General features: G+C 70.8%; 21 protein-coding genes and 1 pseudogene. 9 read left to right on the top strand and 13 right to left on the bottom strand.

The genetic code is table 11. The annotated features are described in order from the left end of the window. Nucleotides 1-8: 8 nt before the first annotated feature. The 3 genes from LE548_RS15205 to LE548_RS15215 form a co-directional block, all read right to left on the bottom strand. Nucleotides 9-689 (bottom strand): SigE family RNA polymerase sigma factor, encoded by a 681-nt coding sequence (locus tag LE548_RS15205; RefSeq protein WP_374116097.1) that lies wholly within the window; start codon nt 687-689, stop codon nt 9-11. Between the two features lie 320 nt (nt 690-1,009). Beyond that, nucleotides 1,010-2,080 carry an aspartate-semialdehyde dehydrogenase gene (locus LE548_RS15210; protein ID WP_225097359.1) on the bottom strand — a complete coding sequence of 357 codons (1,071 nt, stop codon included), beginning with the start codon at nt 2,078-2,080 and terminating at the stop codon, nt 1,010-1,012. Nucleotides 2,081-2,096: 16 nt separating this feature from the next. After that, a complete protein-coding gene (locus tag LE548_RS15215; RefSeq protein WP_225097360.1) occupies nt 2,097-3,368 on the bottom strand; it encodes an aspartate kinase in 1,272 nt (423 codons plus the stop codon). A gap of 181 nt (nt 3,369-3,549) precedes the next feature. Here LE548_RS15215 and LE548_RS15220 point away from each other — a divergent pair, with 181 nt between their 5' ends. Together LE548_RS15220 and LE548_RS46020 are read left to right on the top strand one after the other, a co-directional pair. Further along, complete coding sequence (locus tag LE548_RS15220) at nt 3,550-4,314, top strand: sulfite exporter TauE/SafE family protein (protein WP_225097361.1); 765 nt, start codon at nt 3,550-3,552, stop codon at nt 4,312-4,314. 9 nt (nt 4,315-4,323) lie between these two features. Beyond that, entirely contained in the window at nt 4,324-4,869 is a 546-nt protein-coding gene (locus LE548_RS46020; RefSeq protein WP_225097362.1) for a response regulator transcription factor, read from the top strand. A gap of 180 nt (nt 4,870-5,049) precedes the next feature. On the opposite strand, the gene LE548_RS15230 is transcribed toward LE548_RS46020, so the two are convergent. From LE548_RS15230 to LE548_RS15240, 3 genes are read right to left on the bottom strand one after another with little or no spacing between them, the layout of a single operon-like run. Continuing rightward, on the bottom strand, nt 5,050-5,712 hold the full coding sequence (locus LE548_RS15230; RefSeq protein WP_225097363.1) for a DUF5063 domain-containing protein: 663 nt from the start codon (nt 5,710-5,712) through the stop codon (nt 5,050-5,052). Next, on the bottom strand, nt 5,705-6,304 hold the full coding sequence (recR, locus tag LE548_RS15235) for a recombination mediator RecR (RefSeq protein WP_076094544.1): 600 nt from the start codon (nt 6,302-6,304) through the stop codon (nt 5,705-5,707). The genes LE548_RS15230 and recR overlap by 8 nt, the downstream gene beginning before the upstream one ends. A 51-nt stretch (nt 6,305-6,355) precedes the next feature. Further along, a complete protein-coding gene (locus LE548_RS15240; RefSeq protein ID WP_225097478.1) occupies nt 6,356-6,700 on the bottom strand; it encodes a YbaB/EbfC family nucleoid-associated protein in 345 nt (114 codons plus the stop codon). 327 nt (nt 6,701-7,027) lie between these two features. On the opposite strand from LE548_RS15240, the gene LE548_RS15245 reads away from it, so the two are divergent. Next, a complete protein-coding gene (locus LE548_RS15245; protein WP_225097364.1) occupies nt 7,028-7,777 on the top strand; it encodes an SLATT domain-containing protein in 750 nt (249 codons plus the stop codon). 200 nt (nt 7,778-7,977) lie between these two features. Here the strand turns inward: LE548_RS15245 and LE548_RS15250 are convergent. The 3 genes and pseudogenes from LE548_RS15250 to LE548_RS15260 form a co-directional block, all read right to left on the bottom strand. Continuing rightward, nucleotides 7,978-9,878, bottom strand: a pseudogene (locus LE548_RS15250) (serine/threonine-protein kinase). 102 nt (nt 9,879-9,980) lie between these two features. Further along, entirely contained in the window at nt 9,981-10,439 is a 459-nt protein-coding gene (locus tag LE548_RS15255; protein WP_225097365.1) for a MarR family winged helix-turn-helix transcriptional regulator, read from the bottom strand. Further along, nucleotides 10,436-11,053, bottom strand: a complete 618-nt coding sequence (locus LE548_RS15260; protein ID WP_225097366.1) for a type 1 glutamine amidotransferase family protein — start codon at nt 11,051-11,053, stop codon at nt 10,436-10,438. Before LE548_RS15260 ends, LE548_RS15255 begins: the two co-directional genes overlap by 4 nt. Before the next feature lie 128 nt (nt 11,054-11,181). Here LE548_RS15260 and LE548_RS15265 point away from each other — a divergent pair, with 128 nt between their 5' ends. The 3 genes from LE548_RS15265 (at nt 11,182) to LE548_RS15275 (ending at nt 14,048) form a co-directional block, all read left to right on the top strand. Then, on the top strand, nt 11,182-12,537 hold the full coding sequence (locus LE548_RS15265) for an aspartate aminotransferase family protein (protein ID WP_225097367.1): 1,356 nt from the start codon (nt 11,182-11,184) through the stop codon (nt 12,535-12,537). A gap of 103 nt (nt 12,538-12,640) precedes the next feature. Then, a complete protein-coding gene (locus tag LE548_RS15270) occupies nt 12,641-13,336 on the top strand; it encodes a GntR family transcriptional regulator (RefSeq protein ID WP_225097368.1) in 696 nt (231 codons plus the stop codon). Nucleotides 13,337-13,397: 61 nt separating this feature from the next. Then, complete coding sequence (locus tag LE548_RS15275) at nt 13,398-14,048, top strand: hypothetical protein (protein WP_225097369.1); 651 nt, start codon at nt 13,398-13,400, stop codon at nt 14,046-14,048. 70 nt (nt 14,049-14,118) lie between these two features. Here the strand turns inward: LE548_RS15275 and LE548_RS15280 are convergent, their stop codons facing one another. Further along, on the bottom strand, nt 14,119-15,936 hold the full coding sequence (locus LE548_RS15280) for a bifunctional UDP-sugar hydrolase/5'-nucleotidase (protein ID WP_225097370.1): 1,818 nt from the start codon (nt 15,934-15,936) through the stop codon (nt 14,119-14,121). A gap of 238 nt (nt 15,937-16,174) precedes the next feature. Then, nucleotides 16,175-17,458 (bottom strand): adenylosuccinate synthase, encoded by a 1,284-nt coding sequence (locus tag LE548_RS15285; protein WP_225097371.1) that lies wholly within the window; start codon nt 17,456-17,458, stop codon nt 16,175-16,177. Nucleotides 17,459-17,654: 196 nt separating this feature from the next. Here LE548_RS15285 and LE548_RS15290 point away from each other — a divergent pair, with 196 nt between their 5' ends. Beyond that, nucleotides 17,655-18,491, top strand: a complete 837-nt coding sequence (locus LE548_RS15290; RefSeq protein WP_225097372.1) for a diacylglycerol kinase — start codon at nt 17,655-17,657, stop codon at nt 18,489-18,491. Here the strand turns inward: LE548_RS15290 and LE548_RS15295 are convergent. Together LE548_RS15295 and LE548_RS15300 are read right to left on the bottom strand one after the other, a co-directional pair. Further along, nucleotides 18,483-19,085 carry a Uma2 family endonuclease gene (locus LE548_RS15295; RefSeq protein ID WP_225097373.1) on the bottom strand — a complete coding sequence of 201 codons (603 nt, stop codon included), beginning with the start codon at nt 19,083-19,085 and terminating at the stop codon, nt 18,483-18,485. The genes LE548_RS15290 and LE548_RS15295 overlap by 9 nt on opposite strands. Nucleotides 19,086-19,235: 150 nt before the next feature. Then, nucleotides 19,236-19,724, bottom strand: coding sequence for a GbsR/MarR family transcriptional regulator (locus LE548_RS15300; protein ID WP_225097374.1), 489 nt, complete (start codon nt 19,722-19,724; stop codon nt 19,236-19,238). Between the two features lie 75 nt (nt 19,725-19,799). On the opposite strand from LE548_RS15300, the gene LE548_RS15305 reads away from it, so the two are divergent. Continuing rightward, nucleotides 19,800-20,693, top strand: a complete 894-nt coding sequence (locus LE548_RS15305; RefSeq protein WP_225097375.1) for an ABC transporter ATP-binding protein — start codon at nt 19,800-19,802, stop codon at nt 20,691-20,693. Next, nucleotides 20,690-22,264, top strand: a complete 1,575-nt coding sequence (locus LE548_RS15310; RefSeq protein ID WP_225097376.1) for an ABC transporter permease — start codon at nt 20,690-20,692, stop codon at nt 22,262-22,264. Before LE548_RS15305 ends, LE548_RS15310 begins: the two co-directional genes overlap by 4 nt. The last annotated feature ends 2 nt before the right edge of the window (nt 22,265-22,266 follow it).

A 22,266-nucleotide genomic window follows, 5' to 3' on the forward strand; every position in this document is an offset into this window, starting at 1 on the left:
TCGCTCGCTCATGCCGGTGCCTCCATGGCCACCCGCAGCGCGGCGATGCCCCGCGAACCGTAAGCCTTCACGGAGCCCAGGGAGATCCCGAGGGTCTCGGCGACCTGCGCCTCGGTCATGTCCGCGAAGTAGCGCAGCACGAGGACCTCGCGCTGGCGGCGCTGGAGGCCCTTCATCGCCTTGATCAGGTCCCGGCGCTCCAGCTGGTCGTAGGCGCCCTCCTCCGCGCTGGCCATGTCGGGCATCGGCTTGGAGAGCAGCTTCAGGCCGAGGATCCGCCGGCGCAGCGTGGACCGGGAGAGGTTGACGACGGTCTGGCGGAGGTACGCGAGGGTCTTCTCGGGGTCGCGCACCCGCTTGCGGGCGGAGTGCACGCGGATGAAGGCCTCCTGGACGACGTCCTCGCAGGAGGCGGTGTCGTCGAGGAGCAGCGCGGCGAGACCGAGCAGCGAGCGGTAGTGCGCGCGGTAGGTCTCGGTGAGGTGGTCGACGGTCGTCCCGGCGACCACGGTCGCCGCGGCCCCTTCGGCGTCGGCCGCGTCGCGCTGACCGGGTACGCGGGCGGGCCGCGCGGCGGGCATGGGCGCGATCACCGGCATGCCGCCGGACGTGCGGGGCCGGAGCGCCGCACGGGGCGGCCGGAGCGCAGCGGTGCCGCGGGCCGCACGGAGTTCGAGTACCTCTGCCACGCCTGTTGGACACGTCCGACCCCGCCAGGGTTGTACGTGCCGGGCGTCACATGTGCGACAACCGACGGTGCCTCAAGAGCCGTCATGCGTCCCGCTCTTCCCCTATGTCCGATGTGGACGGGCTTCCCCACGCCCGGTCCGCTCACGGCGTCCCCACCGCCCGAAGAGTGACCGCAAAGACGCTCCCCGCCCTGCGCACGGTTGCGCGGGCGGGGAGGGAAATCCTCTGTTGCCGTGAACCAATGGATCAAGTGCATTGGACCATGCTTCCGGCCACATTTCTTACGCAGATCCTACAAATGTTCTGCGGATTTTCGGACTCAGTGGCCGCTTCGCTCCGCCACGACCAGCTCCGCGATCTGCGCGGTGTTCAGCGCGGCACCCTTGCGGAGGTTGTCCCCGCACACGAACAGCTCCAGCGCGGTCGGATCGTCCAGGGCCCGCCGTACCCGACCCACCCAGGTCGGATCGGTGCCCACGACATCGGCCGGGGTCGGGAACTCACCGGCGGCCGGGTCGTCGTAGAGCACCACGCCCGGCGCGGTCGCGAGGATCTCGCGGGCGCCGTCGACGGTGACCTCGCCCTGGAAGCGGGCGTGGACGGTCAGGGAGTGCGTGGTGACCACGGGCACCCGGACGCAGGTCACGGCGACCGGCAGCTTCGGCAGCCCGAGGATCTTGCGGGACTCGTCGCGGACCTTCATCTCCTCCGAGGACCAGCCGTCCTCGCGCAGCGACCCGGCCCACGGCACCACGTTCAGCGCGACCGGCTCCGGGAACGGCCCGGTGTTCTCGCCGACGGCCCGCCGTACGTCACCGGGGGAGGTCCCCAGCTCGGTGTCGGCCACCAGGGACAGCTGGGCCCGCAGCGTGTCCACGCCGGCCCGCCCCGCCCCGCTCACCGCCTGGTACGACGACACCACCAGCTCGCGCAGCCCGAACTCGGCGTGCAGCGCGCCCAGGGCGACGATCATCGTCAGGGTCGTGCAGTTGGGGTTGGCGATGATCCCGCGCGGCCGGATCCGTGCGGCGTGCGGGTTGACCTCGGGCACCACGAGCGGCACCTCGGGGTCCAGCCGGAAGGCGGCCGAGTTGTCGACGACGACCGCGCCGCGCGCGACGGCGATCGGCGCCCACTCGGCGGCGACCTCGTCCGGGACGTCGAACATGGCGACGTCGACCCCGTCGAAGGCGTCCTCCGTCAGGGCCGTCACCTCGACCTCCGCCCCGCGCACGGCCAGCTTGCGGCCGGCCGAGCGCGGGGAGGCGAGCAGCCTGATCTCGCCCCAGACGTCCGCCCGCTGGGACAGGATCTGGAGCATGACCGCGCCGACGGCCCCGGTCGCTCCCACGACCGCGAGCGTCGGCTTGCGGGTCAGCGGGCCGGTCATCGGCCCGTACCCCGGCTCATCGGCCGGTGCCTCCGTAGACGACGGCCTCGTCGCTGTCGGAGTCCAGCCCGAAGGCGGTGTGCACGGCGCGGACGGCCTCGGGGACGTCGTCCTTGCGGGTGACGACCGAGATACGGATCTCGGAGGTCGAGATCAGCTCGATGTTCACGCCCGCGTCGGACAGCGCCTCGAAGAAGGAGGCGGTGACGCCCGGGTTGGTCTTCATCCCGGCGCCGACCAGCGAGATCTTCCCGATCTGGTCGTCGTAGCGCAGCGAGTCGAAGCCGATGCCCGACCGGTTGCGCTCCAGCGCGTCGATGGCCTTGCGGCCCTCGGTCTTCGGCAGCGTGAAGGAGATGTCCGTCAGCCCGGTGGAGGCGGCGGACACGTTCTGCACGACCATGTCGATGTTGATCTCGGCATCGGCGATGGTCCGGAAGATCGCGGCGGCCTCACCCGGCTTGTCCGGCACGCCGACGACCGTGATCTTGGCCTCGGAGGTGTCGTGCGCGACACCGGAGATGATGGCCTGCTCCACCTGCTTGTCCCCAATCGGCTCACTGCTGACCCACGTGCCCTGCAGCCCGCTGAAGCTGGACCGGACGTGGATCGGGATGTTGTAGCGGCGGGCGTACTCCACACAGCGGTGGAGCAGCACCTTGGAGCCGGAGGCGGCGAGCTCCAGCATGTCCTCGAAGGAGATCCAGTCGATCTTCTTCGCCTTCTTCACCACACGCGGGTCGGCGGTGAACACGCCGTCGACGTCGGTGTAGATCTCGCAGACCTCGGCGTCGAGCGCGGCGGCGAGCGCCACGGCCGTGGTGTCGGACCCGCCACGCCCCAGCGTGGTGATGTCCTTCTTGTCCTGGCTGACACCCTGGAACCCGGCGACGATCGCGATGTTGCCCTTGTCGAGCGACTCCCGGATCCGGCCCGGCGTGACGTCGATGATCCGGGCTTTGTTGTGGACCGAGTCGGTGATGACGCCTGCCTGGCTGCCCGTGAACGACTGGGCCTCGTGACCCAGGTTTTTGATCGCCATCGCCAGCAGGGCCATGGAGATCCGCTCTCCGGCGGTCAGCAGCATGTCGAATTCACGCCCGGCAGGCATCGGAGAAACCTGCTCGGCGAGATCGATCAGCTCGTCCGTCGTGTCGCCCATCGCGGAAACGACGACGACAACCTGGTTGCCGTTCTTCTTCGCTTCCACGATCCGCTTGGCGACGCGCTTGATGCCCTCGGCATCGGCTACGGAGGAGCCTCCGTACTTCTGCACGACAAGGCCCACGTGCGCTCCTCGCTCGGTTCGTTTGTGTCGGCTCAGTCTAACGAGCGCCCGAAATCCACCACCCTGCTCCCGCATGGTGAGACATGGTCACGGTGGCCACCGGACGTCCGCGGTCCGGTACCTGCCCAGCCTCTGCCACACCACGCGGGAAAGTGCGCTGGGTCACACTGACCTCCCCGGCATGGACAGGGACACGGACATGGGCGGGGATACGGGGGTGACGGAGATCTTGCTGGCGTCGATCGTCCTGCTCGGCGCCGGCGTCCAATGGCTGACCGGCATGGGCTTCGCCCTGGTCGCCGTACCGGCCCTGGTGCTGCTGCTCGGCCCGGCCCAGGGGGTGATCCTCGCGAACTGCGCCGCCGGCGCCATCAGCGTGGTCGGCCTGGCCGGCGGCTGGCGCCGGGTCCGCCCGGCGGCGATGGTCCCGCTGTGCCTGGCGGCGGCCTGCACGGTACCGGCGGGCGCCTGGCTGACCCGCCGGCTCCCGCACCCGGTCCTGCTGCTGACGATGGGCGCCCTGGTGACGGCGGCCGTGCTGCTGGTCCTGCGCGGCGCACGGGTCCCGGCACTGCGCGGCGGCAAGGGAGCGGTGACGGCGGGCGCCCTGGGCGGCTTCATGAACGCGGCAGCGGGCGTGGGCGGCCCACCGGTGTCCCTGTACGCCCTCAACGCGGGCTGGACGGTACGGGAGTTCGTGCCGAACGCCCAGTTCTACGGCGTGGCGGTCAACGCCTTCTCGATAGCGGCGAACGGCACCCCTCACCTGACCGGCGTGCAGTGGGCGGCCGTCTGCGTCGCGATGGCGACCGGCGCGGTGATCGGCCATGCCATCGCCGCGCGCATCCCCGAACGCCGGGCCCGCCACCTGGTCCTCCTCCTGGCCCTGGCGGGCGGTGCCATGACGATGGCCAAAGGCCTGTGGGGACTGTGGCCCGGCCGCTAGGGTGCGGTCGTGCGCGTACTTCTGCTGGAGGACGACGAGACACTGGCAGACGCCTTACGGGCCCACGGCTACGAGGCGGACCACGGAAGCGGACCGGAGGACGGCCACGACGTGATCATCGTCGGCCCTACGTCCCTGCCGGCGTGCCGAACCCTGCGCTCCCGTACGACCACACCGTTGATCGCGCTCGTCCGCACCGAACGCGACCGGGTGACGGCCCTGGAGATGGGCGCGGACGACTACGTGGACGAACCGCACGAGGCGTCACGAATCATCGACCGCATCCGCGCGACGGTACGGCTACCGCTGCCCGGTCCGCCCGAAGTCCGGGTAGACGTGGACGAGTTGAACCTATCGGAGCCGGAACGCACGCTCCTCGCTCACTTCCTCGCCCACCCGGACCGTGTGCTCACCCGCGCCCAACTCGCCTGCCTCCCCGGCCTGACGGACTCCCTCCTGGACGCCCACGTGACGGCACTGCGCGCCGAACTCCCCGAGACGATCACCCTGGAACAGGTCCGAGGCATCGGCTTCCGCCTGCTGCTCAGTCGCTGAACTCCTTGAGCGGCTCGGTGTCCAGAGTGACGTTCACGGGATCGGGAAGCTTGACGGAGGCACCGGCCACCTCAGCCTGTGTCAGCCCCTTTCCTCTCGGATCTCCCGCAGCCGCCGCTTGACGTCAGCCCAGTTGCTGTACTGGCTCACACCCATCTCCTGCGCAGGGCGAACTCGTCCCTACTTCCCCCGTCGCATCCCCAGCGGCGTCCCGATCTCCTCCGCCATGACCCGGCCCGCCTCGAACTCCAGCGTCTCGTCGCCCATCGTGGCCTGGTCGGTGTCGAGGCCGTCCAGTTCCTCCAGGGGCTGGTTGAGGCGGACGTGGATGAGGACCGACTGGAGGGCGCGCAGGACGGAGGAGGCTGTGGGGCCCCAGTTGGAGAAGTAGGAGAACTGCCACCACCACAGGGCCTCGGTGGTGCGGCCCGCGCGGTAGTGGGCCATGCCGTGGCGCAGGTCGGTGATGATGTCGGCCAGGTCGTCGGAGATACGGGCCGGGACCGCGGGCCTGCGGGGCTCGTAGGGGTCGAAGACCTCCGAGTACACGTCCACCGGCTCCAGCAGGCGGGCGAGGTTCTCGCGGAGCTCGTCCACGTCCGGCTCCGGGCCCAGGTCGGGCTCGTAGCGCTCGTCGGGGACGATGTCCTCGTGCGCGCCGAGGCGGCCGCCGGCCAGCAGCAGCTGGGAGACCTCCAGGAGGAGGAAGGGCACCGTCGAGCCGGGCTCGTCGCCCCTCGCCACCTCCGTGACGGCCACCAGGAAGCTCTCGATCTGGTCCGCGATCTGGACCGCGAAGTCGTCCGGGTTGCGACCGGTCGCGTGCAGTGTGGCGTCAGACATCTAGGAGTCGTCTCCCCTCGAAGGCGCGGCCGAGCGTGACCTCGTCCGCGTATTCCAGGTCGCCACCCACCGGGAGGCCGCTGGCCAGGCGGGTGACCTTCAGGCCCATGGGCTTGATCATCCGGGCGAGGTACGTCGCTGTCGCCTCGCCCTCCAGGTTCGGGTCCGTCGCCAGGATCAGTTCCGTGACCGTCCCGTCGGCCAACCGCGCGAGAAGTTCTCGTATACGCAGGTCGTCGGGACCGACACCCTCGATCGGGCTGATGGCGCCGCCGAGGACGTGGTAGCGCCCGCGGAACTCGCGGGTCCGCTCGATGGCGACGACGTCCTTCGGCTCCTCCACCACGCAGATGACCGACGGGTCGCGGCGCGGGTCACGGCAGATGCCGCACAGCTCCTCCTGTGCCACGTTGCCGCAGGTCGCGCAGAAGCGGACCTTCGCCTTCACCTCCATGAGCGCCTGGGCGAGACGCTTCACGTCCGTCGGTTCCGCCTGCAGGATGTGAAAGGCGATCCGCTGCGCGCTCTTGGGACCGACGCCGGGAAGCCGCCCCAGCTCGTCGATGAGGTCCTGGACCACGCCTTCGTACACCGGACTGCCCTTCCTGGAGACCTTTCGGTACGTACCGTAGTTGCCCCGGACTCAGAACGGCAGACCGGGGATGCCCGTGCCGCCGCCGAGGCCCTGGGCCAGCGGGCCGAGCTTCTGCTGCTGGAGCGCCTGCGCGTTCTCGTTGGCCGCCTGCACGGCCGCCACGATCAGGTCGGCGAGGGTCTCGGTGTCCTCGGGGTCCACCGCCTTCGGGTCGATCTGGAGCGCGCGCAGCTCGCCGGAGCCGGTCACGGTGGCCTTCACCAGACCGCCGCCGGCCTGCCCGTCGACCTCCGTGTTCGCCAGTTCCTCCTGCGCCCGCTGCAGGTCCTGCTGCATCTTCTGGGCCTGCTGGAGCAACTGCTGCATGTTGGGCTGGCCACCACCGGGAAACACGATCAGCTCCTTAACGTTTTCTCCGCTGAGCATGAGCCTACGTGGTCCACGCCCCCGTCGCCCCGCCACTCTTTCGAGTGAGAAGTCCAGGAGCCCTATACCTGATCAAGACCCTCTTCCGGGCGGAAAAGCCGGGAAAGCCCAGTCTTCGCCACCCATTGGGCGGTAGGAAGGGGGCCCGCGCGTCGGCAGGGTGTCGGCAGGGTCCGGCGGAGTGTCGGTGCGAAGTGTCACGCTGGGTGATTGGTCGAGATCAGACGGGTTCGGGTCGGACGGTTTCAGTCAGGATCGGATCGGGATCGGTTCGGGATCAGTTGGGAGTGCCGGGTGGGTCAGCCGGAGATGCAGCCCGAGGGTCCGCCTCAGGACGGGCGGGGCGAGGGTCGGTCCGGGCTGCGGCCGGGCGATGTGACCGGGCGGGCCTTTCCGCTCGGGGACTGGGGGGAGCCCGCCGAACGGCTGGACGAGCTGTACCGGTGGGTGGAGCGCGGGGCGCTCCAGACCGCGTCCTGGTATCTGCGCGACCGCGTGTGGAAGCGGCGCGGCGCGCGCGTGCTGCGGGCCGGCGCGGCGGCGGGTGTGACGGCCGGCGCGGCACTGCCCCTGCTGGACCTGACCGGGGCCGCCCACAGCGTGGCCCCCTGGGGCTGCCTGGCCCTGCTCCTCGCGGTGGCCTGCGTCGGCATCGACCGGTTCTTCGGCGTGACCTCCGGCTGGATGCGGGACGTGGCCACGGCCCAGGCGGTGCAGCGGCGCCTGCAGGCCCTGCAGTTCGACTGGGCCTCCGAGAGCATCCGCGAGGTGCTGGGCCCGGCGGAGGGCACGGCGAGCGAGGCGGCCGAGCGGTGTCTGGGCGTGCTGCGGCGGTTCTCCGAGGACGTCGCCGAGCTGGTCCGCACCGAGACGACCGACTGGATGGTCGAGTTCCGGACCGGTTCGGCGCCGCTGGGCATCCAGACGGCGGTGGCGGCGGTGCCGAGGCAGGAGGGCGGGGGCTTCGGGGGGCGTTTCCCGCTCCCCCCGGCGAACGGCACCCGCCCGAACATGCCGAGGCAGCGCCCGCCGGAGCCCCGCTGAGCGCTCCGCCGGAAGTGCCGTGACACGGTCGTCGGTTGTTCGCAGCGCCGTCGCGGCCGGTCGCTCCCCCACGTTCTCGGCTTCGCTCGAACCCGGGCCCCCTCGCGGCGGCAGCCGCACACCAGACGCAGCCCCGCGCCCCTCAAGTCCGCTGCCGAACCGCAGCGGACCTCACCCGGCCTGCTCAGCCGGTCGCCCGCTCACTGCCTGGTGTACGTCAGGCTCTCCCCGCCGCTCGTCTTCTCCCGCTTCAGCGTGCCGTCCGGCTGGAGTGTGATCTCGGTGGCCTCGCCCGGGGTGCAGGAGGAGGCGGGCTCGCCGGAGCTGACGGTGGACGGCCCGATCTCCAACGGCCCGTTCCCGCTGGGCTGTCGGTCGAGCTTGGCCTCGAAGACACAGTGGTACGACCCACCGCCGTCGGTCGGCCCGTCCGCGACCAGCGTCAGCACGGTGTCGCCCACCTGGCCCTGCCGGATGGTCAGTTGGCGGGTATTGGTCCCGTTGGCGTTGTCGATGGTCGTGCTCCAGGTGCCCAGATAGCCGGCCGGCACCGCTCCGTCCGTGGACGTGGACGCGGAGGAGGACGGCCCGGAGCCGGCCGGGGAGGGCGCCCCCGACGTCCCGCCGGTACCTCCGTCCGCCGGCGCGGAGGTGGCGGAGGGCGACGGGCTCTTCCCGCCGCCCTGGGTGTGCCCGCCGCCGTTCATCAGCGCGTACACCGATCCGCCGGCGCCGAGCGCCACGACCAGCGCGACCACGATGAGCAGCGCGGTCGACCGCCCGCTGCGCCGCTCCGGCTCCTCCTCCGGGCCGGGAGGCATCGGCCCGTAGGGCGGGGTGGAGCCGAGTCCGCCGCCGTAGGAGCCGTACGGCTGCTGCGGGTAGCCGTACGGCGCGGGGGGCTGGGGCTGGGGATACGGCGGAGCCGGCTGCGGATGCGGCTGCGCCTGCCCGTACCCGGACCCCGGCGGCACGGCGGGCGCCCCGGGCACCGCCACAACGGTGGGCAACCGGTCGACACCGGCATCGGCACCGCCCTCATCGGAGGCGGCGGCATGCTCGGGCGACGACTCCGCCCCGCTCTTCGGGCCGGCACCGCCCGCACCCGGCGACGAAGACTGCGCGGGCGGTGCGGGTGGGAGCTCCGGCGCCGGAGTCGCAGCCGGGGTCCCCCCGTCCGGATTCTCGACCTCCAGCAACTGCACAGCGTGCCGGCCCAGTTGAGCGACCAGCACGGCCGGCAGCCAGGGATCCCGGGACCGCCCCCCGGACACCGTGCCCTCCGCGCCGATCCGCTCAAGAATCACGTCCAGCGAAGGCCGCCCCCCAGGATCCTTGCGCAGGCATGCGCGCACCAGGTCGGCGATCCCCTCCGGCACGCCCGTGAGATCCGGCTCCTCCTGAGCGATCCGGAACATCAACGCGTGCGCACCGCTGTCGGCCGTACCGAACGGCAGCGCACCGGTCGCCGCGTACGCCAGCACCGACCCCAGGCAGAAGACGTCGCACGCCGGCGTGATCCGGTCCCCCCGCACCTGCTCCGGCGCCATGAACCCGGGCGACCCGACCAGCGCGCCCGCATGCGTCAGCCCCTCCCCGCCCAGCGAGGTCGTCTCCAGCGCCCGCGCGATCCCGAAGTCGATGACGCGCGGCCCGTCGATCGTCACCAGCACGTTCGACGGCTTCAGATCCCGGTGCACGATCCCGGCCGCGTGGATGTCCTTGAGCGCGTGCGCGAGCCCGGCCGCGAGGATCCGTACCGACCGCTCGGGCAGCGCCCCGTGATCCCGGCCGACGACCTGCTGAAGGCTGGGCCCGGCCACGTACCCGGTCGCCACCCACGGCACGGCCGCCTCGGTGTCCGCGTCGAGCACGGGCGCGGTCCAGTACCCGCCGACCCGCTGCGCGGCCTGCACCTCCTGCCGGAAGCGGGCCCGGAACTCCTCCTGCGCGGCGAGTTCCGCACGGACGAGTTTCACGGCGACGGTACGGCCCCGGTCCGACCGGGCGAGATACACGTGCCCCATCCCGCCGGCCCCGAGCCGCGCCAGCAGCCGATAGCCCCCGATTGCTGCGGATCCCCCGACCCCAGCTTCTCCATGGCCACCCCGCCTCCCCCCGACACGCACCACGACGCGCACGCATACGTGTGCGACCGGACCGAGGATAATCCGGCTCTACGAGGAGTCGCCCGGCCCCCGCTCTACGGTTCCATAACGGGCCTGCCGAGCTGGTCCAGGACCTCCGAGAGCCGCTCCAACAGCCGTACCGCCTCGGCGAGCTCGGTCTCGCCCATCGCCGCCGCCAGCCGCCCGGCGAAGGCCGCGTGCCCCGGGCCGATGCGCGCCACGGCCGCCCGGCCCTCCTCGGTCGGCGCGAGGAGCTTCGCACGCCGGTGGGCCGGGTTCGGCCGGTACTCGGCGAGCCCCCGCTCCACCAGCAGATCGGCGATGCGCTGTACGCTCTGCCGCGTGATGCCCATGGCCCGCGCGACCCCGGCGACCGGCAGCGGCTCCCCGAGCACCGCCCCCAGCACCTGCCACCAGGCGGCGGTCAGACCGGCCGGCCGTGCCAGCTCCTCGGCGACGGCGAGGAACTGGCCGTTCAGCCGGAAGGTGCCGACGGCACCGCGGCTGAGGAGGTCCTGGTGTTTCCGGCTCACCGGCCACCGGCCTGCTGGAGCACGAAGTACGCCTCCGCGTCGGAGTCGTGGTACAGCCGGTACCAGGCGTCCAGCACCTCACCCTCGTACACCCCGAGGAGCCGGAAGACCTCCCGGGCGAAGGCGACCGGCTCGGTGGGCCCGGCGGTGATCAGGCCGCCGTCGGTCACGGCGTCCGCCTCCACGTAGCGGTCGCCCCCGGCGTAACCGGGGGCCTGCGCCAGGTAGAAGGGGGAGGCGCTGGTGTGGGCGCGGTCGTCGAGGAGCCCCTCGCGGGCGAGGCCGGCGGTCGCCCCGCAGATCGCGGCCACCGGCACACCCGCGTCGAGGAAGGCGCGCGCCGCGCGGGCGAGGGGGGCGAGGCAGTCGCCGGCGGACCAGAGGTCGGCGCCCGGCAGGATCAGCAGGGAGCTGTCCTCGGGGCGCAGCTCGTCCAGCGCGAGGTCGGGCAGGATCCGCAGCCCGCCGATGCTCGTCACCGGCTCCCGGCCGGGCCCCACCGTCACCACCTCGTACCCGGCACGGGCCAGATACGCGGTCGTATGCCCCGTCTCCCAGTCGGCGAGGCTGTCGTAGACCGCGAGATGCACCCGCCGGTCAGCCGATCCCGTCATGGCATTCATGACAGCATGCTGTCACTTCGACAGCATGCTGTCCATAGACATTCTGTCGTGGAAACCCCCCTCCCACGGAACAGGACGCCGATGTCGCTTCCGCATCGCGGACATTTACGCTCGTCCGCATGACCCCTCAGCCCAACCCCGAAACCGGCGCCGCGGTCAAGGCCGCGGACCGCGCGCACGTCTTCCACTCCTGGTCCGCCCAGGACCTCATCGACCCGCTCGCCGTCGCCGGCGCCGAGGGGTCGTACTTCTGGGACTACGACGGCAAGCGGTACCTGGACTTCACCAGCGGGCTCGTCTTCACCAACATCGGCTACCAGCACCCCAAGGTCGTCGCGGCGATCCAGGAGCAGGCGGCACGGATGACCACCTTCGCGCCCGCCTTCGCGGTCGAGGCGCGTTCGGAGGCGGCCCGGCTGATCGCCGAACGGACCCCGGGCGACCTGGACAAGATCTTCTTCACCAACGCCGGCGCGGACGCCGTCGAGCACGCGGTGCGCATGGCGCGGCTGCACACGGGACGCCCGAAGGTGCTCTCGGCGTACCGCTCGTACCACGGCGGCACCCAGCAGGCGGTCAACCTCACCGGCGACCCGCGCCGCTGGGCGAGCGACAGCGCCACGAACGGCGTCGTCCACTTCTGGGCGCCGTTCCTCTACCGCTCCCGCTTCTACGCCGAGACCGAGGAGCAGGAGACCGCGCGGGCGCTGGAGCACCTGGAGACGACGATCGCCTTCGAGGGTCCGGGGACGGTTGCCGCGATCATCCTGGAGACCATCCCGGGCACGGCCGGGATCATGGTCCCGCCGCCCGGCTATCTGGCCGGGGTCCGCGAGATCTGCGACCGCCACGGCATCGTCTTCATCCTGGACGAGGTCATGGCCGGCTTCGGGCGCACGGGCGAGTGGTTCGCCGCCGACCTCTTCGGTGTCGTACCCGACCTGATGACCTTCGCCAAGGGCGTGAACTCGGGTTACGTCCCGCTGGGCGGTGTCGCCGTCTCGGGCGCGATCGCCGAGACCTTCGGCAAGCGCCCCTACCCGGGCGGCCTGACCTACTCCGGGCACCCGCTGGCCTGCGCCGCCGCCGTCGCCACGATCAACGTGATGGCGGAGGAGGGCGTGGTCGAGAACGCCAAGAGCCTGGGCGCCGATCTCCTCGGGCCCGCCCTCGCCGCCCTGGCCGAGCGCCACCCGAGCGTCGGCGAGGTCCGCGGCACCGGCATGTTCTGGGCGCTGGAGCTCGTGAGGAACTGCGAGACCCGCGAGCCGCTCGTGCCGTACAACGCGGCCGGCGAGGCCAATGCCCCCATGGCCGCCTTCACGGCCGCCGCCAAGCAGCACGGCCTGTGGCCCTTCGTGAACATGAACCGCACCCACGTGGTCCCGCCCTGCAATGTCACCGAGGCCGAGCTGAAGGAGGGCCTCGCCGCCCTCGACGCGGCGCTGAGCGTCGCCGACACATACACGGAGTGACCGGCTGCCGCCGGGCTGGTTCGAACGCGTAAGGTGACGTGCTCGTAAGAAGTCCCGTAGGGGACGACGAGTACGCCATCTACGCGCGAGGAGTGACCCGACCATGCCCGGCAACGGCGCCGTGACCCGCAGCACCCTGCGCCAGCAGATCGCGGACGCGCTCCGCGACGAGGTGCTGGCGGGGCGGCTGCGACCGGGCCGGGCGTTCACGGTCAAGGAGATCGCCGACCAGTACGGGGTCTCCGCCACCCCCGTCCGCGAGGCGCTGGTCGACCTGTCCGCGCAGGGCATCCTGGAGGCCGACCAGCACCGCGGCTTCCGGGTGCCGGAGTACTCGCTCACCGACTACCGGAACATGATCGAGGCCCGCAGCCTGGTCACCAACGGCATGTTCCAGGCCCTGTCCACCGAGCACCCCGTCTTCCGCACCCCGCCGGAGGACCCCCGCTCGGCCGCCGCGTTCGCCACCGTCCGGCGCCGGGGCGAGGAGGCCCAGCGTGCGGCGGCCGCCGGTGACCTGACCATCCTCATCGGCTACGACCTGCGCTTCTGGCGCGAGCTGAGCGCCCTGTTCGGCAACCCCTACCTCGGCGACTTCCTGCACCGGCTGCGCGTGCAGTCCTGGGTCTGCGCGGTGCAGCACCTGCTCCGCCTCCCCGACCTGCGCGGCCGGCTCTGGGCCGGGCACACGGACCTGGTCGACGCGCTGGCCCGCCGCGAGACCGAGGCCGCCCGCGAGATCGTGGCCGCCGCCAACGCCCACTCGCTGGCCCTGCTGGAACACCTGACCAACGGCTGAGCGACGGGTACCCTTCCCTGACCACCTGCTGTGGACCTTTCTGTGTGCGAGGGAGCCCTCTTTGGCCTGTGACCTGTGGCTGGTACCGCTCGTGGACGTCCTGTGCCACACCCCGGACAACCCGTTCGCCGAGGAACTCGCGCAGTACAACAACGCCCTGGCGGCTGCCGGGCTCCCCCCGGTGCCGGTGTACCAGTACATGCCGGGCCTGTCCGGCGAGGTCGCGCCCGTCGCCGGTTTCGACTACGACGCCCTCCACTTCCTGCGCCGGGCGTATTTGCTCCAGGTCTGCGGACTGCCCGTGACCCCGGTGGGCGAACTGGGCGGCGACTACGAGCAGTTGCTGGAGATGTTCGAGTCCACGGCCCAGCAGTCCCATCTGGTCTGGCACTACGACCACGCGGGCGCGTACGTCCCGGTCGACTTCCCGCACCCGCTGTCCAACGACGAACTCCTCGCGGGGGGCGGCCCGCTGGGCTCCTCGCAGACGCTCCTGCGCGAACTGGAGTACGTGGCCCCGTCCCTCGGCATCGACCCGGCCAACCCCCCGGCCGCGCCGGCCGCCCCCACGGCCCCCACGGAACTGGAGGAGCCGGCCGTCCCGGCCCCCTACGACCCGAGCCCCTTCGCCCGCGAACGGCACGTGTGGCTGGGCCTGCACGCGGCGGCGACACGGTCGCTGGCCCAGGGCTCGATGATCGTCTTCAGCTGACCGGAACAAGACTCGCGGGCCACCGCCCCCGAGAGCGGTGGCCCGCGCGTGAACAGCGGGGTGGGCGCGTCTAGAAGACCGGTGTACCCGCCTGCGTCAGCTTCCAGTTGACCTTCGCGAAGGTCGCCGGGTCCAGCGTCTTCGTCGTCGTCACGTAGTCGATCATCAGCTGCCGGATCTCGTTCGTGGAGCTGTACGCGATCGGCGCCGAGGCGATGTGCGGGTAACCGGAACCGCCGTTCGCGCGGTAGTTGTTGACGGCGACCACGAACACCTGGTCGTCCGCGACCGGGGCGCCGTTGTAGGAGAGGTTCTTGATCCGCGAACCCTCCGCCTGGGCGATGTCGATCTCGTAGTCGACGCCCGCCGCCACGTCGTACATGTAGTCCCAGAAGTTGTTGGCGTTGGTGAGGGTCGCGGTGTCGACCTTCGTGCCGGCCGGGACCTGGTGGTAGTACTTCGCCGCGTACTCCAGGTAGTCCTTGAGCTGGGCGCCCGTCAGCTTCTTGCCGTACAGGGTGTTGTCGTAGATGTAGAGCCCGGCGATGTCCTTGATGGTGACGTTGCCCTGGGGGATGTCGGCCGTGCGGCTGAACGGCGCGGCGACGGAGATCACCGGGAGGGCCGCGTCGGCCGTCGAGAGGCCCGCCTTCACCGTGTCGGCCTGGACCTTCTGGATGAAGTCCATGATCGGCACGTCCTTCCAGCAGGACTCGGCCGCCGAGAGGTTCTCGGTGCAGGTGCCGACCGCGGTGTTGACGTACTTCACGACCAGCTCGTGGTCGGCCTCCAGGAGCTTCTTGATCTCCGGGTCCTCGTCCACGTCCTTGGGGTTGAGGGTCTGAGCGGTCTTGCTCGTCACCTTCCACTGGCCGTGGTGCAGTTCGAGCTCGAAGTCGAAGACGCTCAGACGGTAGCCCCAGCAGTACGGCTCGGAGAGGAGCACCTCCTCACCGGTCTCCGCGTTCTTCACCGTGTAGGAGGGGACCTCGACGTGGGTGTGGCCCACCAGGATCGCGTCGATGCCCGGCACCTGCTCGGCGACCAGGTTGGAGGCGTTCTCGACGTACGGCAGCTCGTCGCCGTACGACGAGGAGCCGTCGAGGCCGGAGTGGTCGGTCAGGAAGACCACGTCACAGCCGAGCGCCCGCAGCCTCGGCACGTACTTCTTCGCCTGCTCGACCAGTCCGGGGAAGACCATCTTCCCGCTGACGTTGTCCTTGTCCCACAGGGCGATACCGGGGTTGGTGAGGCCGAGGATGCCGACCTTGATGTCCGGGGCACCGGGGACGCAGATGCGCTTGACGGTGTACGGGTGGAAGGCGGGCCGCAGCGTCTTCGCGTCCAGCGCGTTCGCGCCGAGCAGCGGGAAGTGACACTGCTTCTCGAACCTGCGCAGGGTCTCGATGCCGTAGTTGAACTCGTGGTTGCCGAGGGCGGCGGCGTCGTAGCGCATGTGGTTCATGGCCACGGCCATCGGGTGCTTGGGGCCCTTCTTGCCGTCGGTGCCCGTGATCGGGTCGACGCGGGCGAAGTAGTAGGCGAGCGAGGTGCCCTGGATGATGTCACCGGCGTCCACGAGGAGGACGTGGTCCTCGCCCTTGGCCTCGCGCTGCTGCTTGATGAGGGTTGCGACGCGGGCGACGCCGACCGAGTTGCCCGCCTTGTCGGTGTAGGCGGCGTCCTTGTAGTAGTCCCAGTCGAAGACGTGGCTGTGCAGGTCGGTGGTGCCGAGGATGGAGAACGACCAGGTGCGCGGCTTGCATTCGCGCTTCTGCTCGGCGGCCTGGGCGGGGGCCGCGGCGACGGTCCCGGCCGCGGCGACGGCCGCTCCGGTGACGGCCGACTTCTTCACGAACTCCCGGCGATTCATGGGGCTGACAGGCATACAGGGCTCCTGGAGCGAAGATGAGAAGGAGGGAGGAACGCAGGCAACTACCCGCGTAGATGCTTGCCTTCGACTCATTCCCCTGAGAACCACGAACAGCCCAAGGGCCGGTCAAGGAACTTCATGTCCATGACCGGCCCGAGGAGCGGGTCGAGCCCGAACGGGCGCACAACGGAAAACGCCCCCGCCGGCATGAGCAAGCCGGACGGGGGCGCGACCAGTCGGAACGTGTCCGGACTCAGAGGAACGAGTTGATCTCGATCGTCTCGTCCCGGCCCGGGCCCACGCCGATCGCGGAGATCGGGGCGCCGGACATCTCCTCCAGCGCCTTGACGTAGTTCTGGGCGTTCTTCGGCAGCTCCGAGAAGGACTTGGCCTTCGTGATGTCCTCGGACCAGCCCGGCAGCGTCTCGTAGACCGGCTTCGCGTGGTGGAAGTCGCTCTGCGAGTACGGCAGCTCCTCGACGCGCTTGCCGTCGATCTCGTACGCGACGCAGACCGGGATCTGCTCCCAGCCGGTCAGCACGTCCAGCTTGGTGAGGAAGAAGTCGGTCAGGCCGTTGACGCGGGTCGCGTACCGGGCGATGACGGCGTCGAACCAGCCGCAGCGCCGGTCACGGCCGGTGGTCACACCCCGCTCGCCGCCGATCCGGCGCAGCGCCTCGCCGTCCGCGTCGAACAGCTCGGTCGGGAACGGGCCCGCGCCGACGCGGGTCGTGTACGCCTTGAGGATGCCGATGACCCGGCTGATCTTCGTCGGGCCCACGCCGGCGCCGGTGCACGCACCGCCCGCCGTCGGGTTGCTGGACGTGACGAAGGGATAGGTCCCGTGGTCGATGTCGAGGAGGGTGCCCTGACCGCCCTCGAACAGGACGACCTTGTCCTCCTCCAGCGCCTGGTTCAGGACCAGGACGGTGTCGGTGACGTACGGCTTGATCTGCTCGGCGTAGCCCAGCAGCTCCTCGACCACCTGGTCCACGGCGATCGCGCGCCGGTTGTACAGCTTGGTGAGGAGCTGGTTCTTGACGTCGAGGGCCGCCTCGACCTTCTGGGTCAGGATCGACTCGTCGTACAGGTCCTGGACCCGGATGCCGACGCGGTTGATCTTGTCCGCGTACGTCGGCCCGATGCCGCGCCCCGTCGTACCGATCTTCCTCTTGCCGAGGAAGCGTTCCGTCACCTTGTCGACGGTCACGTTGTACGGCGTGATGATGTGCGCGTTACCGCTGATCAGGAGCTTGGACGTGTCGACGCCTCGCTCGTTCAGACCGCTCAGCTCGGAGAGCAGGACCGACGGGTCGACGACGACACCGTTACCGATGACCGGCGTACAGCCGGGGGAGAGGATTCCGGAAGGGAGGAGGTGGAGCGCGTACTTCTGGTCGCCGACGACGACCGTGTGGCCGGCGTTGTTGCCGCCCTGGTAGCGCACTACATAATCCACCGAGCCACCGAGCAGGTCGGTCGCCTTCCCCTTGCCTTCGTCACCCCACTGAGCACCGAGCAGCACAAGTGCGGGCACGCGCGTACACCCCTTCCGGGCGGGGCATGTCCAAGGTCGGGGGCGTGGGCGTAAGGTTCACCGCCGCGTGCCACAGCGACCGCCGTTGGTCGCCAACCGTCGGACCGGATGCCCCGGAATAGACGAAGCCCCTGGCGCAATAGCGCAAGGGGCTCTTGCACAAAGATGCTACCCGAGGAAGCGAGGCAGGACCGAGGTGGCGACTTTCGCGACGTCCGAGCAGCTGCTGGTGATCATCGATCCGGCGGCACGGGAGGCGGACGGGGAGTCCGTACGTATCGCGAAAGACGTGCTCAGCGCGGGTGCGGCGGCGAAGGTGTGTCTCCCGGACAGCCCGGAGGAATTCGCTCGCGCGCTGGGCCGGAGGGGTTCGCGCCGGCCGGTGGTGATCGGCGACGACCACGCTCTGCTCCGGGCGGTCACCCTGCTGCACCGCGAGCGCGAGCCGGCCGGCTGCGGCCTGTCGGTGGTCCCGGTCGGCGAAACGTCTCTGGCCCGGTCCCTGGGCGTACCGGCCGGGGCGGTGGCGGCGGCGCGGACCGTGCTGGACGGGGTGGAGCGCCGCCTGGACCTGCTGCTGGACGACAGCGACGGGCTGGTCCTGACGGACGTGACGATCCCGCCGACCCGTACGGCCCGTACGATCGCACGGGAGCCGGTGTCCCCGTCCGCCCCCTGGTACCGCACGCTCCTCTCCCGCACCCTGCCCGCCCGCCCACCCCGCCTCTCCACCGTCCCCTCCCCCGGCCCGGCCCGTCTGCTGGTCCAGCTGGACGGCGAGACCCTGGTGGACCTGGACCAGCCGGTGGAGGCGGTGACGGTGACCCCCGGTTCGTCCGGCCTGGCCGAGGTGGAGATCCGCCCGCTGTCGGTGGGCGCGGAGGCAACGCCGGTACGGGCGTCCGGGCGGACGGTGTCGGTCACCGGCCCGGACTTCCGCTACCGCGCCGACGCGCGGCTCTCAGGGCCGGTACGGAGGCGGACGTGGCGGGTGGTGGAGGGGGCGTGGGGGCTGGTGCTGCCGTCAGTGTGAGGCGATTTCCTTGAAGCCCGCTGTATCGAGCAAGCAACCGAACGGGTCCGGGATGTCGAGCTTCTCACCGAAGGATTTGCTCACGCGTGCCTGGTAGCCACGGTCTGTCGGCAACCAGAAGACAGTGGCTCGTTCTTCCTGCATGTCGAGGACCAGGTAGATGGGAACACCGGACTTTCCATACATCTCGACTTTGTCCGTCAGGTCGATGTGCCTGGTCGAAGAGGAGGTCAGCTCGCCCACCAAGGAAAGGCCCTCTCCGTCCAGGTGGGTGCTGTCTGTTTCGTATGTCCGCTCGTGGGCCGCATGAATGTCCGGCCCGTAAGCACGCTCTACACCTGGAAAGACGAACAGTTGAGGAGTCCGCTCGATGATGTGGCCCTCGGGGAGGTGCGGCTGCAGTTGGTCACACACCCGCCTCATGACGCGGGTGTAGTACCCCTTCGACCACGGCGACAAAACGATCTTCCCCCTGATGATCTCGGCTTTGTAGCCGTCACGCACGTCCAACCCGTCGAGGACGCTCAACATCTCCTCAAAGCCGTCGCGGGGCTCGGGCACGCTTATCACCGGTCGCTCTGTCATCAACGTCATGATGCGCCCTCCCTGTCGCTGCAAACCAGCCGACACTCAGCGTAGCCGAACGAACACGCATTCTGCACAGAATCGCGAATCCCGCGCCACCTTCGCCGTACTGGCGGCGATGGCGGTGTCGGGCTCCCTGTGGAGCGGTGACACCCGGCCTCACCGGCCGAAGGTCTTCTCCCTGTGCACGCGCCAGCGCTCCATCATGGCCGCGATCTCGCCGTCGACGAACTCGAAGAAGGCGAGCGTCTCGGCCATGCGGCGCCCGGCGGGGGTGTCGGCGCCCAGGCTGGCGACGCCGTCACGCAGAGCGCCCTCCCACCGCTTGATGACGGCTTCGCGGTTGGTGAGGGCCTCGTACCACTGGTTGCTGTGCACCCGGTACCGCTCACGGCGCGAACCGGGCTCACGCTCCCGCGAGACCATGTGCTGCTGGGCGAGATAGCGCACGGCCCCGGACACGGCCGCGGGGCTGACCTGGAGCTGTTCGCTCAGCTCGGCCGAGGTCAGCGTGCCCGAGTCCGAGGACAGCAGGGCCGCGAACACCCGGGCCGGCATCCGCAGCATCCCGGCCTCGACGAGCTGGGCCGCGAAGCTCTCCACGAACCGGGAGACCGCCTCCGTGTCGCGTCCGTTCTCCTCTGCCATGGTCGTCATCCTAACCAGTGATTCAGAGTCTTCCCTAACTTCACAAATTTCTGAAAGAAGCGTACGTTCGGAGCCATGACGAAGGCCATCACGGTCGCAGGACTCCACAAGTCCTTCGGCCGCACCCACGCCCTGGACGGCCTCGACCTGGACGTCGAGGCCGGTGAGGTGCACGGCTTCCTCGGCCCGAACGGCGCCGGCAAGTCGACCACCATCCGCGTCCTGCTCGGGCTGCTGCGCGCCGACGCGGGCGCCGCTCAGGTGCTGGGCCGCGATCCGTGGCGGGACGCGGTCGAGGTGCACCGCCGCATCGCGTACGTCCCCGGCGACGTCACCCTGTGGCGCAACCTCTCCGGCGGCGAGGTCATCGATCTCTACGGCCGGCTGCGCGGAGGGCTCGACGCCCGGCGCCGCACCGAGCTGATCGAGCGGTTCGAGCTGGACCCCACCAAGAAGGGCCGCACGTACTCCAAGGGCAACCGGCAGAAGGTCGCCCTCGTCGCCGCCTTCGCCTCCGAGGTCGACCTGCTGATCCTGGACGAGCCGACCTCGGGCCTGGACCCGCTGATGGAGGAGGTCTTCCAGGCGTGCGTGGAGGAGGAGCGGGACCGGGGCCGTACGGTCCTGCTGTCGTCCCACATCCTGAGTGAGGTCGAGGAGCTCTGCGACCGGGTCAGCATCATCCGCAAGGGCCGGACCGTGGAGAGCGGTTCGCTGGCCGATCTGCGGCATCTGACCCGCACCAGCGTCAGCGCCGAACTCGCCGGCCCGCCCAACGGCCTCGCCCACCTGCCGGGCGTGCACGACCTCGACATCCAGGGCCACCGGGTCCGGCTCCAGGTCGACACCGGCCAACTCGACGCCGTCCTCAGGTCGTTGAACGCCACGGGGATACGCTCGCTGACCTCCACCCCGCCCACGCTGGAGGAGCTGTTCCTGCGGCACTACACGGACGAGGTGGCGGTATGAGCCGCCAACTGGCCGGTACCGGCACCCTGTTGCGCTTCGCCCTGCGCCGCGACCGCGTCATGCTCCCCGTCTGGGTCGCGGTGAACGCGCTCATGGTCCTCTCCATGCCGAACACCCTGAAGACCCTGTACGCCACCCCCGCCCAACGCGCCGATCTCATGCACCAGATGGCGACCAACACCTCGCTGCGCGCCGTGGTCGGCCCGGTCTTCGACGACTCCCTCGGCGCGCTGACCGCCTGGCGGGTCGGGGTGTACGCGGGCGCGCTCGCCGCCGGCATGAGCCTCCTCGTCGTCGTACGGCACACCCGGGACGAGGAGGAGAGCGGACGGCAGGAGCTGATCTCCTCCGGGACGGTCGGGCGCCGGGCCCCGCTCACGGCGGCCCTGCTGGCGGCTGCGGTCGCGAACGCCCTGCTGGGGCTGCTGATCGCCGCCGGACTGGCACGGCAGGGCGCGGCCGGCGCACTGGCCTTCGGGCTCGGGGTGGCGGGCGCGGGCATGGTCTTCGCGACGGCGGCGGCGATCGTCGCGCAGCTGACCGAGAGCGCCCGGCTGGCCCGGGGGCTCACGGCGGCGGTGCTCGGCGCGGCCTTCGTGCTGCGCGCGGCGGGCGACTCGGCCTCCTCCGACGGCTCCTCCGTCCTCACCTGGCTGTCCCCGCTGGGCTGGCTGGAGAACCTGCGCGCCTTCGCGGCCGAACGCTGGTGGGTGCTCCTCCTGTTCGTGGCGGCGACGGCTCTTCAGGTCCTGGCCGCCTACGCGTTGGCGGGCCGCCGGGACATCGGCATGAGTTTCCTGCCGACCCGGCCGGGACCGGCGGCGGGCCGGCTCGGCACCGCCGGTGCGCTGGCCTGGCGACTGCAGCGCGGCAGCGTGCTCGGCTGGAGCCTCGGCTTCTTCCTCGCCGGGGTCGTCTACGGCGGGCTGACGGACGGCGCGGCCAAGCTCGTCGGCGACAACGCCCAGGCCCGGGAGATCTTCCAGCGCTTGGGCGGCCGGTCGGGGCTGACGGACGCCTTCCTCGCCGCGATGGTCGGCATGCTGGGCCTGGTCGCCGCGCTCTACATCGTCTCCGCCGTGCTGCGGCTGAGCGGCGAGGAGACCTCCGGCCGCGCCGAGCCCGTCCTGGCCGGTGCGGTGGGCCGGCTGCGCTGGGCCGCCGGGCATCTGCTGATCGCCTTCGGCGGCTCGGCCCTGATCATGCTGCTCGCCGGTCTGGGCTTCGCCGTCGGCTACGGCAGGCAGATCGGGCTGGTGCTCGGCGCGTGTCTGCTCCAGGTCGCCGCCGTCTGGGTCATCGGCGGGCTCGCCGTGCTGCTCCTCGGCGTCCTGCCGCAGGGCGTGACGGCGGCGTGGGGCGTGGCCGGCGCGGCCCTGCTCATCGGCTGGATCGGCCCCGCCCTGAACGTCCCCCGCGCCGTCCTGGACCTCTCCCCCTTCGGCCACCTGCCCAAGCTGCCCGGCGGACACCTCGACTGGACCCCGGTGGGCGTCCTGCCGGCCCTGGCGGCCCTGCTGGTGGCGGGCGGGCTGGCGGGCCTGCGCCGCCGGGACCTGGCCGCCGGCTGAGC

Source organism: Streptomyces sp. CoH27, assembly GCF_020181035.1.
In the GTDB taxonomy this organism is placed as follows: domain Bacteria; phylum Actinomycetota; class Actinomycetes; order Streptomycetales; family Streptomycetaceae; genus Streptomyces; species Streptomyces camelliae.